Raw genomic sequence first — 13,881 nt, 5'->3', positions numbered from 1 at the left:
CTGGTATAGGAATAATTATCATCCGACAGGAAGTTATTCATGCTGCTAAGAGGGTGAAGGGTTGAGTATTCAAGTATTCGTAGCCTATCATGCTGACGCTCCAATAGTTTCCGGTTCTGTATTCCATCCGATTCAGGTCGGCCGTTCGTTAAAGAGTAGACCCAGGCTGTCTATGATCGGTGACGACACCGGAGATAACATTTCGACAAGGAATAACGAATACTGTGAACTGACAGCTATATACTGGGCATGGAAAAACAGCACTGCCGACGAATACGTCGGGCTTATGCATTATCGACGATTTCTGGACTTCGAGGGAGCGTTTGACTCTGAAAAAGCAGAGGTGTTCGTTGGTGAGTTTGATATCAACCGCTATGTAAATCATGCGAGTGAGATTGTTTCCTCGACTTCTGCGGACATATTTGTTCCAAAACCATTCAAGATGACGCAAACGGTGTGGGACAATTACTGCACCGGCCACCAGGAACAGGACCTGTGTGCAGTTCGGGAAATACTCAAAGACGGTTCACCGGCGATTTTCGAAGCATTCGAAGAGACACTGGCGTCGAAAGAGATATATCTCGGCAATATCTTCTTGATGAAGAGAAATCTGTTTAATGAATATTGTGAATGGTTGTTTGACGTTCTCGAAAAATTGGAAAAGCTAAAATTAAACAGAGAGTACTACAGTCCTTATCAGTCAAGGTACCTGGGCTTTATCGCGGAGAGACTATTGACGGTTTATGTCAATTACCTTCACAGAAAACAACCGGAACTTCGCATAGAACACAGACACATTCTAAATATTTCAAATGCGATTGCTTACCCATATAGACTTTCAAAAGATTTTAATACTGAAGAAAGTGTAAACATAGTATTTGCTGCGGACAGAGCCTATGTTCCGCACAGTGCTGCAATGATCCACTCTCTGCTGCAGAGTAAGACGGAAAATGCAGAGTACAACCTGTTCTTCCTGGCGACCGATGTGGATGCAAAAGCCCGTGAGCTGTTACAACTGATTGTATCCCGATTTGACCGATCCAATCTGTTTTTCATCAATGTCGGAGAATATTTCGAAAAAAGTTATAAAAGCCCAACGCGAACGCCATCAAACGCGACCTACAACCGATTTTTCATATTCGATTTGTTTCCGCATCTGGACCGCATTCTTTATCTGGATTGTGACACGATAGTCTTGGAATGCGTTGAAGAGCTGTTCAACACCCCAATGGGGAACGCTCTCCTGGCCGGGGTGCCTGATGTCATAATGACCCGGACGCTCAACATTCAGGTGACCACGAAAGATCCAAACTTTCCCGACTTATACAACTATCAGAGATCCGAATTGGGACTGTCCGATGTCCAGATCAATAACTACGTGAATGCCGGTGTTTTGCTTTTCAACTTGAAGCGAATTGATGCAAAAAAATGTTCTAGAGAACTGAAGGAAAAAGGTCTGAAGGGAAAATGTCTGTTTAGAGATCAAGACATATTGAATTCCTACTTCAAGGAAGAAATGGTGGTTTTGCCGAGTAGATACAACGTGTTTAATACCTTTTCGGACGGTTACAGCAAGGTGCCTCGAAGAAACTACGACTCGGCAATGGCTGCGAAGAAGAACCCGGCAATTGTCCATTTTGCGGCGGAGGGTTTTAAGCCCTGGAACAACCAGTCAGTTCCATTCGCGGACCTGTATTGGAAACACCTTTTATGTACGCCATTCTATTCCGAAGTCGTTTCAAAGCTTGTCAGGACCGAAATAAGAGAGAGCAGTAAAGTTGATGTCGGGCGCAGGATCTATAGGATTGGCGAGTACATATATGACCGTGTGCCCGCAACTCGACCAATACTGAGCAGAATCGACTTTATTTTAAAGAGCATAGCGAAACGAACCTGAGTTGCCTGTCATGAAATGCGCATTTGAATTATTGCAGGATCCATCTTGATATCAAAGATCGGGTTCGACCCGGTCGCTCCGAATGCGAGATCATTCAATTGCTTATTTGTAGAAGTTTCGATTTGATCTGACGGTTACCGCCTTTGAGGCTGTGTTTGTCAGATCACGTTCGGTCTATTTTCTTTTCGAACCAAACCTGCTTTCCATCGATCAGGGTTTCCACGGGCGTTCTACCACGCACATTTTACCCTGATGCGTGCATTCTCGATTGCAGTGATTGAACTAGCTCCCATTTCGAGCGTGATGTGCCCCCGACAAATATCCTCGATTTGGGTTAGAGTTTTCCGCGGCGATTTTCCTGGCCGGGAAGGAGCGGAATTGATGAAGGGCATCGAAGTTTTCGGATGCGCAGAAGGCGTTCAGTGTGAAGCGTGGGGACGAAGGTGTCTCTGTCGCTGAGATCTGCCGTGAGGCGGGGATCAGCCAGGCGACCTATTTCAACTGGCGCAAGAAGTATGCGGGTCTGATGCCGTTGGAGATGAAGCGGCTCAGAGAGCTGGAGCAGGAGAATGCCCGGCTGAAGAAGATCGTCGCGGACCTGTCTCTCGACAAGGAGATGCTTCAGGACATCGTCAAGCGAAAGATCCGAGGCCTGCCCGGAAGAGAACGCTGGTCGAAGAGATGCGATCAGACTGGCCGGTGTCCATTCGCCGCGCCTGCGCGGTGATCCTGTTCGATCCGACAACCTATCGGTACAAGTCCCGTCGACCCGGCCAGGCCGCTTTGGAACAGCGGATAAAGGAGATTTGCCAGACACGTGTCCGGTTCGGATACCGGCGCGTGCATGTTTTGCTGCGCCGGGAGGGCTGGATGATCAATCAGAAGAAAACTCGGCGTATCTACAACGACTTGGGCCTGCAACTCAGGAACAAACATCCGAAGCGCCGGGTGAAAGCGAAACTCCGGGAAGATCGCCAAGAAGCTATCGGCCCGAATGATGTCTGAGCCTTGCGGATGCAGTCGAAAAGTTGGAGGATTGGCGCAAGGACTACAACGAACACAGACCTCATGGTGCCATCGGCAACAAGGTGCCAGTGGATCTGATGAAATCAGAACATGCAGCCAGCCCGTATTCTTGATCAGCCCGTATTCTTGATTTGGTCCGGAAAACTCTAGCCCGTCCCGAGGGCATGTTGGGTAGCACTGCAAGTTACGGCAGACTCTACACCAAACCGGAGGAGATCTGGGGTCTCAGGTCACATTCCTTGTCCGTTCGAGAATGGCACTATCGTCGGCATCAACATCCTCAATTTCTGCGCCATCGAATACAAGTTCGATGGCGCACTGACACTAGAGAAATACTTCCACACCGGGAACTTGATACCCCTGTTACAATCTACAGGATGACGTCTCCGGCATCGAAGTTTGCCAGGAACATGTTGTCGATGAACAGGACATCGCCATCGCCGAAGTCGATGCGCAAACCGGAAGGGCGATCTTCCGCCAAAGCGAGAAGGTCATTGAAGCTCGCGAAACTGAAATCGCTCACATCAAGCAGATCGCGATCGTTCTCAAAGTCCTTGATAGAATCGCTTTCGTCTCCATTCTTAAACACGAACGTGTCGCTGTTACCATCACCGGTGGACCCTCCGAAGCCGCCGCGAAGTACATCGTTTCCGGCCCCGCCAGTGATGGTGTCGGCACCGTTTTCGCCAAGTATGAAGTCGTTCCCGGCGCCGCCATTGATCGTGTCGTTGTTGCCACCGCCACGAAGGTCGTCGTTGCCATTGCCGCCGTCCATCTCGTCATTGCCACGGTTACCGCGCAAACGATCGTCGTCCTCATTCCCGAACAACTCGTCGTTGCCTTGGCCGCCGTACAGGTAGTCCTCTCCCGATCCGCCACTCAGCGTATCGTTTCCGCCGAGCGCAATCAGCGTGTCATTTCCGGCTCCGCCATCCAATGAGTCCACGCCGTCGTGGCTGCGCAAGTTATCATTGCCATCTCCACCAAACAGCGTGTCATTGCCACCCTGACCACGCAACACGTCATTCCCTGAACCACCGTCCAGAACGTTGTCGCCAACGTCGCCAGACAAACGATCACCAAAGTCGGAGCCGATGAGATTTTCAATAGAATTGAAGCTATCCCGGCCTTCACCACCACCGACATTACGGCCGCTCCAGCGAATGTCGACACTCACACCACCTGCTGCGTTGGCGTAGGATGCGGTGTCCGTATCGTTGCCACCGTCGAGCATGTCGTCTCCGGCACCACCCAGCAGCGTATCGTTGCCGCGGTTTCCAGTCAGAGTGTCATTGCCATCGCCGCCATCAAGCGTGTCTTCGTCCGCCCCACCTGAAATGTCATCATCGCCATCCTCACCAAAGAGCATGTCATTGCCCGCAAGCCCGGACAATGTGTCGTTGCCACCTTTGCCCCAAAATGTTTCGTCAGAGTCGGACCCGGTTATCTCGTCGTTGTGATCTATTGACCCTCTAACGATTTCAATTCCACTGAGCGTGTGGGAAAAAGCGTTCCCGTCAAAGGACCCGGTTGCAACGCCATTGGTCAAATTGACCGTCACCGCGCCCATGCCCGAGCGGTCAAAGCGAATGGTGTCGGTGCCACCGCCACCGTTCACAGTGTCGTTGCCTCCGCGCATAATAAAGCGTTCGTCACCGTTTCCGCCATTGAAGACGTCGTCATAGTCCGTGCCGCGGATTTCGTTAACGTCGACGAGCGTGTCGGTGCCTGTACCGGCGCCGGTTACGGTACCGCTTACGCGGCTGCCATTGTTGCTGGTGTAGGTTATTCCTGACCCGTTGCTCTGGCCGTCGCTACGATAGTCGGCGCGCACGAAGCCATCACCAAGGTTGTTTATCGTGTCATTTCCACCCAGACCGCTAATGCCGGTCCATTGATTTGACGCGGTATTGATATTGAACGTATCGCCAGCGGAACCGCCTCTAAAAGAAAAGCCTCCGATCTCAAAATCCAGGTTGTCCAGACCATTGATCGTGTCCGTGCCGTTTGCACCCTTATTGACTGTTGCCCCGGTGGCGTTGATATCAAACAGAATGCCCGACGACAGATCGTTGTATTCAACGGTCAGGCTGGTGCTCGTGTCGACGTTGATGATATCGTTTCCGGCTGCACCGCGAATGTAGTTTTCCCCGCTTCCGGTATTGATTGTGTCGTTGCCTGATCCGCCTTCAAATTCATCATTTCCGGCGCCGCCGCTCAGGATGTCATCTCCTCCTTCACCTCTCAGACGATTGTCGCTGCTGTTTCCCGTCAGTGTGTCTGCGAAGTCTGTACCGCGGACACGCTCAATGTTGATGAGAGTGTCGGTGTCTCCGAAACCGTCAGTCGCGACGCCGGTGGCCAGGTTCACCGTCACACCATTCATGCCGCCATAATTCGCATCGCGGTCATAACGCATCTCGTCGAAGCCACCACCTCCGTCAAATACGTCGTCGCCTGCCAGACCTCTGAGCGCGTTGTTGTTCTCGTCCCCGGTGACATTGTCGGCGGAACTGGTGCCTCGGAACGCGTTGACGCGCCCTGTGAACGTGTCGGTGTTGCCGTAAGGGTCGGTGACCGTTCCCGCGCTCCAGTTGACCGTTATTCCGCCTCCTGACTCGTTGGCATAATCGATCTGGGTCCAAGAGGAGGAATTGCCGGCATTAATCGTATCGTCGCCATCTCCGGGGGCAATGAAATAGTCACCGTCACCTAGAACATAAGTGTCATTGCCATCGGTGCCGCCAACATCTACCTGGGCCGCGTAAGGAACCGCGGTGCCGTCATAGTTCATTGTATAAGGCGCAAGTAAGGCATCGAATGCGGTGTAGTCGCCGCTCGTCTGAATATCGCCCAGCGCATCGCCAAGCGCCACCGCCGAAATCGACAGGCCGGAGATGCGTAAGACGAGGCCTGAGTTGTCGTGAAACTCGATCTGATTGACCGTGCCTCCCGTTACCTCTTCGCCATTGTCATAGGTTGGCGTGTTGTCATAAGAGAACCCTGTTCCGGAAATTATAATTTCTACCGAAGACGAAGGCTTGCGAATGGTCGCCGTTGTGGAATTGCCGGATTCGAGTTCGGCATATCCCAGTTCATTGTCCAAAAGATTGTCAACGCTACCGGCTTCAAATTGTGTCACAGTCGCTACAGGCATATTAAATCTCCTTGCAAATAAAATTCCAGTATTGACGCTGTAAAATTCGAAAAATTACAGCTGGCAAACCATATTTACTATGATCTGGTCAAGGTTAACTATAGTCTTTGGGGAGGATTGACCCGCCATCACAATTGGCGGTCGCGTTTGCAGTCTAAATACTATTTAAATTAAAAACACTGCATCAACAGACAATCGTCACCCGATTGATATCTCACTGGGCATTGATCAATTTCGTTGCCCGTGCCCCTTCAATCTCAAATTTGTTGTGAAGCACCCTTACTAAATAGCAATAGGGGCTTTCAAAGACTATCTATAGATATTTCAGATAAGCCTTACACATTCTCACTACCTCATACAACTAATACTAAATTTTCACAAATATTCAGAGCTTGAATACATGATGCCGATCTTTGCACGAAGGTATCCACTCCAAACTTCTGAATTTTATTTGCGGTTCATTACTTCTGAATAGGAATTCTGCCGCCGCCACAAAAAAATTAGAAAAAATCCATTTCGAATGACGAGTTCATCTGACCGGATGGAAACTCAAAGGACAAACCATGAAATATAAAATCTGACGCTATCCAATTCGACGGCGCCAAAGAACCGGGTAAAATCAATTCAATTACAATCTAAAAAATCAATCCCTCCAAATGTCATGTCAATTGCGAAGTTTAGGCGGAAAGTGCGAGTCGCCTTAACGCATCATTATAGTTTACTTATTGCTTAACGCAAGAGATGCAATGGACCACTGCGTGCTATGACCAATCTCGAAAGACGCAATGTCACACTGAAGTGCAATTCATGATTCACCACGGCAAACAAGGAGTTTGACATGAGTGGTCGCATTTCACTTCGCCAGGATTTTGATGTTGGGACGCTGCGCGATCTGGCGAAGCTGTCACATAACGCCAATCACGGCGCTCACTGGCGCTGGTTTCGATCAAGACGGCTGCAAGCGCCGTGAGGCTACCCGGTTCGGTGGTGTCACACTTCAGGGGATCCTGGATATCAGTTCCGATCGCGAATGTTGTAGTACATAAGAACCACGACGGTCCAAGCCCCGGCGAGCAGAAGGAAGACGGCGAGGGAATAGAACAATCTGCTGGGGTATTGAGCGTCTTCCGACAAGGTCGGCGTAATGAAGGTCGCAAGGTACATATGACGCGCGTCCGCATCCTGCCGGGCCTGTTCAAGGCTTGCGAGCGCGGTGACGAATAGCTGGTTCGCAAACTCCTCCTCCAGTTTCAGGTCCGAATAGTCGGCAATCCTGAAAGAAATCGACCTATTGGAGAGAGGGTTACCGTTTTCACTGACATCGCCAGCCGAGCTTCCTGCCCCGAGTTGGGCGCGTGCGACGGCGATTTGAGATCTTAGGGCCGAAATCTCTTCGCTCAGGATGCGGATGCGGGGTGAGTTCTCATCCAGGTAGCTCAGCAAAGTCTCGCGCTCGGCTTCCTTTTCGGAAACCCGTTTATCCAGACCTGCGATCTTTTCCATTGATATCCGGGCATTGTCCTCCGGACTGACTTCCTGGGTCTGCTCCCGATATTGCAGCAGTTGTCTGCGGATGGCTTTCAGCCTGGTTTCGGCCCTGGCCACGGCTTCCTCGGCAAACCGGACACTCTGGCGCCGATTGGCTTCCGACAACTTGTTCACTAGGGTCTCGCTTCGATTCAAGATCTCGCTTGCCAATTTGACGGAGTCTTCGGCGTCGAAGGTGCGGACTTCCACGAAAATCACGCCTGACGTCGCATCGAAGTCCACATCAACCATGCGCTTCCAATAGCTCAGCTTGTCTTCAACTGGCAGGTCATTACCCATGCTGAACAGCCAATCCGAGCCGCTTCTGTTAAAAACGGAATCCAGATCCTGCACGGATCCAATTTCTTCCACTACGGTCTGACTTTGCAGATAATCGTGAACAATATAGCTGTTCGACGTCACTGAATCGCCGCCGCTATCCAAAACCATGCCAAGAATTTCGGTAGCGGGTGAAGAATTGGAACTCCGGACGGCGAACGCCACGGTACTGTGATACTGGTCGCTTGCGACGAAGAACATGTACGCTGTAAAAAATAGCGAAGGAATAATGACAAATAGTACCAGGCTGACGCGAATGACGTTGTGCCGGGCCCGCAAGTCGCGTTTTGCAGTCTGGGCATCGGGAAGTGCCAGATCCAGAAGTTTTTGTGGATCAAGGCCGGACTTCTTAAGACGATTCAATAAAGACGGATCTTTAATCTTGTCTGGAGAGTTTACCTTTTGCACCCGGTTCAATGGAAGAACGTCGTTATCGGCAGGTTTGTTTTCCGTAGCAGAAACTTTTAGCTTACGGTCCGCAGACATAGTTGATTCCTTTGGTCGGATTCAATGAATGATCAATTTCGAGCCAAATTGGCGTTGTGCATTTCTATTGCATCATCGATAGAAGAAAAATAAGTCAACTTGCCGTCCTCTAGTACGATGCCCGTGCCACAGTACTCTTTCAAAGATTTAACACCGTGAGATACCATTATGATATCAGCAAAAGATAATTTTTCTTGAAATACTTTTTTGCACTTCTTCCTGAAGTTCATATCGCCAACCGCAGTAATCTCATCGACCAGATAATAGTCAAAATTGATTCCCATGCTTACGCCGAATGCAAGTCTTGCTTTCATTCCGGAGGAGTAGGACTTGACCGGCATGTAATAGGCCTTGCCCAATTCGGCAAAGTCTTCAACATAGGCTACTAACTCATCTGTGTCGTGGCCGTATATGCGTGCCACAAATCTGACATTTTGTTCGCCGGTCAGCGTACCATTGAAACTTCCCTGGAACCCGAGCGGAAATGAGACATTTGCATGGCGAAGAATTTTGCCGGATGTTGGCTTTATTGTCCCGGCAATCAGTTTCAGCAGAGTCGATTTGCCGGCGCCGTTGCGCCCCATCAGCCCAATACTGTCTCCTCGCGGAATCGTAAATGTGACATCCTTAACGATGTACCTTGTGTTGCGCTTGAACCGAAAGGATTTAGTGACGTTTTCGAGTCTAATCATTTTTTCGGTTCCCTGAGTTTTGCTTCAAAAATCCAAATCAGCACGAATCCAAATACCAGAGAAAAAACCGCAAGTCCTATGACATAGGGAAGATCCACATAACTGGCCCGGTAGGTTGGATAAAATCCCGATCGGAAGAGGCCGATAATATGAACGAGCGGATTCCACATCAAAACTTCCCGAATGGTCGGCGGAAGCGATTCAGGCAGGAAGAACACGCCAGAGACCAGAAATGCCGGGCGGTTGATGATGTCCCAAATTTGCTGGTAAGTACTATTTAAATGAAACCAGACAATATTGGACATTCCTACACCTATCCCTAGCGTTATTGATATTAAGCTTGCTAGTAATATTGGGGCGAGGTTGATGTGATAATATCCTAAAAAGATTCTAAAACTTCCAAATATCACCAATGTTACTACAAATAATGTAATTATTTGTAAAAATGATCTTGCGATTATAGTATCATATATCTGAACTACTGGATACATTAAAAGCGGCCGGTTCACTTCAACCGACTGGCTCACCTGGTCGCTTAGCGAGCGGTACATGTAAAAGGCCACGTAGCCCGTGGCAAAGAAAAACGCGAAACTGCGTCCCAGTGGCGGCACTCTGGCAATTGCGGAAAACACGGTTGTCAAAATGGCGATGGTGAGCACCGGATCAAGAATGGCCCAGACATAACCGCCAATCTTGCTGCCATATCGCGTGGTCATTTCACGTATGATAAGCGCACCGGTTATTGCGAGCTGACGCTTGATCATTATTGAAGGTGCACTCACCCGCACGACGTGGAATCCCTTTTGCTAATTCGATACTTGACCGGCACTGAAGCCATTTTATGGCTAGGCACATTACCACCCAGTTTACCGACGGAGACAACTCATTTCGAAGATAATTGCGGCAAATACGCCGCTCCTCGGTCCACAGCCTCCAAGGAATCAGAAATTTCAATAACTTATAAATGGGTTCAATTGGATAGTGAATAAACCGGAGACCGAATCTGGTTGCAAAAGCTACTTTTGTTGGCCGCTCATTGCCAGTGATTAAGTGCGTCACCGCTGGTTCAGAACCACCAGTGATTGATTGGCAGGTAGAAGAGACGTATCGGGAAAACCAATTGCCGCGAAGGCGGGCTTCACATACGACTCTTTAATCCTCAAGTTTCGAAAAGAAGCGCTTCTGCTTCCCCGATGATCAGGACGAGGGTCCTTGTACACAGCATCGACAGCGTTGTGACAATGTCCATGCTGAACGTTGATCAAAAGATCACGTCACCGGCCTCAAAGCTCGCCAGAACCAGATTGTCGATGAAAAGAACATCTCCATTTCCGAAGTCGAGCTTCAGGCCTGATGGCCGCTCTTCCGCGAGTGCAGCTATTTCACTGAAACTGGTGAACCCGAAATCGCTAAGATCGAGATTGTCGACACCGGGCGTATAGTCGCGAATGACATCGCTTTCGTCGCCCCGATTGAAGACAAAGGTATCTTCGCCACTGTCGCCGACTGCTCCGCCCGATCCGCCTCGCAAGATGTCTCGGCCAGCGCCGCCAGTGATCGTGTCGCTACCATTGTCACCGAGAATGAAGTCATTTCCACCACCACCGATGATGATGTCGTTTCCGTTGCCGCCACGCAGGTCGTCATCGCCTGCACCGCCATCGAGCTCATCACTGCCACTGTTGCCGCGAAGCCGGTCGTTGTCCCGATTGCCAAAAAGCTGGTCGTCTTCGGCGCCGCCATACAGATAGTCGTTCCCCGCATTGCCATATAGCAAATCATTGCCGCCCAATGCTGTCAGCGTATCGTTACCCGTTCCACCTTCGAGTGTGTCGCCATCGTTTCCGCTGCGTAGGTTGTCGTTGCCTTCGTCGCCGAGCAGATGATCGCTACCTCCCTGACCACGCAGGACGTCGTTGCCGGAGCCCCCGGCTAGGACATTTGCGTATTGGTCTCCCGACAGGCGATCATCGAAGTCGGAACCGGTCAGGTTCTCAATTCCGACAAAACTGTCTCGTCCCTGGCCACCCCCGACATCGCGACCGCTGTAGCGCAAATCAACGCTTACGCCGCCTGTCGCGCTTCCGTAACTGGCGGTATCGCTTCCCGTATCCCCGCTCAGCGTGTCTGTCCCCTGGCCGCCTATGAGTGTATCGTTGCCGGCTCCGCCGTCGAGAGAGTCATTGCCGGAAGAACCCGTAAGGATATTGTTCGCCCCATTCCCCACCAGCACATCATTCCCACTTCCGCCAATCGCATTCTCGATCACGCTTCCCCGAGAGATGGTCACGTTGCCCGTATATCCACGCACACTGGAAATTGCCTCTTCGCGCAAGTCGATGGTCTGGTTGGCGCCTGAAGAACTGAAGTTGAGCGTATCCGTGCCGCCATCATCGATGATTGTGTAGGAAACAGCGCTCTTCAGGCTGGAAATCTGCTGCATGATGTCGCCGGAATCGGCGTTGTCACCATAAGTCGTGTCGCCGGTCCGTGTTGTCCCGGTCGTTCCGTACAGGTTCCGGATTGCAATGATATCAGCCACCTGCGGTGTGATCGCGTAGGCGTAGCTTGCATTGATGGAGGTGTTTTCGGACTGGCTGAAATATGACATCACCGATGCTTGCCAGGAATCATTGGCATAGTGGTTGTCCCGGCCGTAAGTCGCTGAGCCATTGTAGTTGCCGGCATGCCCGAGACCGAGTGCGTGGCCAATCTCGTGGATATAGGTTTGGAACGTATAGGAGTTGATGCTAGTGCCGTAACTGGCGACCCAGTTTGTGCCGACATTTACATCACTGGAGATGAGCGTCGACCCGCTATAAGAAAAGGAAGCGTACGCCCCGTTTGCGTTCGAATCGTCAAATTCAATCTGAGCGCTTTCCGAAGTGAACGAAAAAGTCAGACCCGTGGCATCCGACCAGAGCTCGAGGGCATATCTGGCCAGGGTTTGGACAGCTGATGGTAACGCGGTGATGTTGACACTGATGGTGCCGCCAACAGCGACATTGTAGGAAAGTGACGAACCGCCCCAATAGACGTTTGTAAGTTGGTAAGCGATCTGGTCGTTAGTGTAGGTCGGAGAAGAGGCCTGCACATTAGACGAAGAATTAGTTATCGCCTGACTGCAGGAAAATCCTGCAACAATTGGAAGTGCTTCTGAGCGGCCATTCGCAACGCAAAGCGTACACACGTGCTGAGATTCCTCATCTTCAAAGGGCGTGTATATCAATCACTTGGTTTTCGAATTCAGCGAAGTCGCATGATCATTTTTCGGTAGTGGATATGCACTTTCAAACCGAAAACACATTGTGATTGATACAGGAGCTACATATAAAACCCGTAAAGGGGGAAGCGCTTCCAAAAAATTGGAGAATGTTTTCTATGCACTTATTCTTAAAAAAAGAATTTTAACTAGAGCGTTTTCTGATCACACGGGTTCGTATCCAGAGGCATTGAATTAGTTTTGGCATTTCTTCGGTTTGAACTCGTCGATTGCGGTCCAGAGTTCGTTAATTGTGCGGCATGCTTTTGCTTTCAGGGCAGCTTTGAGTTTTGAGAAGGCCATTTCGATCGGGTTGAAGTCAGAATTGTAGGGCGGCAGAAAGCGGAGCGTCGCCCCGGCTTTTTCAATAACTTCTCGTATTGCAGCAGGTTTGTGGGCGGGAAGGTTGTCCATGACGACGACATCACCAGGTGCAAGTGTCGGGACGAGAGCTTGTTCCTCATACACCAAGAACGCTATGCCGTGCATGGCCCTGGCCAGCACCATGGAAGCGGTCAATCCTGTGCGCCGGAGTGCCGCCACAAATGTGGTAGTTTTCCCCCTCTCAGCGATGCCTTGCATCGCCTGCCGGGCAGCGAATGGCCATGGGGCACCGACGCCCGGCAACGCTCGCCACGCTTCGAACGCCCGTAAAGCCTGACCATCTTGGTGGAGGCTCCCGTCTCATCGATGAACACCAAATTGTCCGGATCAAGGTCGAGCTGGTTATCGAACCAGGCGTGTCTAAGCCTCAAGACATCCGGGCGCTGCTGTTCGCTTGCATGCGCTGTCTTTTTTGAACGTGAAGCCGCGCCTTGAAAAGAACCGTCAGACGATACTTTGCGCGCAGGAGAAAGCTTTGTCGGCATTGAGACGGTTGACGATCTCAGCAAGAGTTGTGTCTTTGCGATCCGCCACAAGGGTTAGAATGAAGTGTGCATGAGCTTCTATGTCCTGTGAGCGATAATCGCCCCCCTGTGGCAACGCTCTTCGATCTCCTGTCTGCTGAAAACGTTTGACCCAATGCACCGCTGTCGAGGGGGCAACACCAAAGCGGGTGGCGGCGGAACGACGAGCCTTGGACAACCGCATCAAGAACCTGCGCGTGCAGATCTTCTGACAGAGATTTGGACATGCAAGCTGGCCTCCAGTCCCGGCTCTAATGTTGAATCATCTTTCAGCTAAATTGAGAAGCTCGATTCAAGCAGACCAGAAATCGCTCTGGATGGACGAAAGGCAACCACATGCCAGATGTTTCGGAGCAGTTTGCGATCTGTGGAACTGCGAACGCGAGCGCTTAAGGAAACCGCACTGCGATTGCCCTAATCACCAAGGAGGGTCCTAAAGGATCACGTCGCCGCTATCGAGCAGGGCCAGGCTCATGTTGTCGATGAACAGGATGTCTCCGTCTCCGAAGTCAAGACGAAGACCGGAGGGACGGTCGCTGGCCAGTGCCTGCAGGGCTGCGAAATCCGCAAGCGCGAAATCCGTCACA

The 13,881-nt window shown here is 50.8% G+C and carries 7 protein-coding genes and 2 pseudogenes; 3 read left to right on the top strand and 6 right to left on the bottom strand.

What is annotated here, in order from left to right; translation table 11 throughout:
• The first annotated feature begins 61 nt into the window (after positions 1-61).
• Together ABLQ08_RS20215 and ABLQ08_RS20205 are read left to right on the top strand one after the other, a co-directional pair.
• The gene (locus ABLQ08_RS20215; protein WP_352945624.1) at positions 62-1,897 is read left to right on the top strand and encodes a DUF4422 domain-containing protein; all 1,836 of its coding nucleotides are present in this window, start codon (positions 62-64) and stop codon (positions 1,895-1,897) included.
• Positions 1,898-2,321: 424 nt separating this feature from the next.
• Positions 2,322-3,036: pseudogene (locus tag ABLQ08_RS20205) on the top strand (transposase).
• Positions 3,037-3,293: 257 nt separating this feature from the next.
• On the opposite strand, the gene ABLQ08_RS20200 reads toward ABLQ08_RS20205, so the two are convergent.
• Positions 3,294-6,080 (bottom strand): calcium-binding protein, encoded by a 2,787-nt coding sequence (locus tag ABLQ08_RS20200; protein WP_352945622.1) that lies wholly within the window; start codon positions 6,078-6,080, stop codon positions 3,294-3,296.
• Positions 6,081-6,918: 838 nt separating this feature from the next.
• Between ABLQ08_RS20200 and ABLQ08_RS20195 the strand changes: the two genes are divergently transcribed.
• The gene (locus ABLQ08_RS20195; RefSeq protein WP_352945621.1) at positions 6,919-7,050 is read left to right on the top strand and encodes a hypothetical protein; all 132 of its coding nucleotides are present in this window, start codon (positions 6,919-6,921) and stop codon (positions 7,048-7,050) included.
• Between the two features lie 44 nt (positions 7,051-7,094).
• Here the strand turns inward: ABLQ08_RS20195 and ABLQ08_RS20190 are convergent, their stop codons facing one another.
• The 5 genes and pseudogenes from ABLQ08_RS20190 to ABLQ08_RS20170 form a co-directional block, all read right to left on the bottom strand.
• Positions 7,095-8,309 (bottom strand): RkpR, polysaccharide export protein, encoded by a 1,215-nt coding sequence (locus ABLQ08_RS20190; RefSeq protein WP_352945619.1) that lies wholly within the window; start codon positions 8,307-8,309, stop codon positions 7,095-7,097.
• A gap of 155 nt (positions 8,310-8,464) precedes the next feature.
• Positions 8,465-9,124: an ABC transporter ATP-binding protein gene (locus ABLQ08_RS20185; protein WP_352945618.1), complete on the bottom strand. Its 660-nt coding sequence runs from the start codon at positions 9,122-9,124 to the stop codon at positions 8,465-8,467.
• Positions 9,121-9,888 (bottom strand): ABC transporter permease, encoded by a 768-nt coding sequence (locus tag ABLQ08_RS20180; protein WP_352945616.1) that lies wholly within the window; start codon positions 9,886-9,888, stop codon positions 9,121-9,123. The genes ABLQ08_RS20185 and ABLQ08_RS20180 overlap by 4 nt, the downstream gene beginning before the upstream one ends.
• Before the next feature lie 497 nt (positions 9,889-10,385).
• The gene (locus tag ABLQ08_RS20175) at positions 10,386-12,314 is read right to left on the bottom strand and encodes a M10 family metallopeptidase (protein WP_352945615.1); all 1,929 of its coding nucleotides are present in this window, start codon (positions 12,312-12,314) and stop codon (positions 10,386-10,388) included.
• Positions 12,315-12,581: 267 nt separating this feature from the next.
• Positions 12,582-13,521: pseudogene (locus ABLQ08_RS20170) on the bottom strand (IS630 family transposase).
• Positions 13,522-13,881: the final 360 nt, after the last annotated feature.

Origin of the sequence: Roseibium sp. SCP14 (assembly GCF_040329475.1) — a bacterium.
Classification (GTDB): Bacteria; Pseudomonadota; Alphaproteobacteria; order Rhizobiales; family Stappiaceae; genus Roseibium.
The sequence above is the reverse complement of the archived record's forward strand: the minus strand, read 5'-3'. Positions and strand labels throughout refer to the sequence as shown.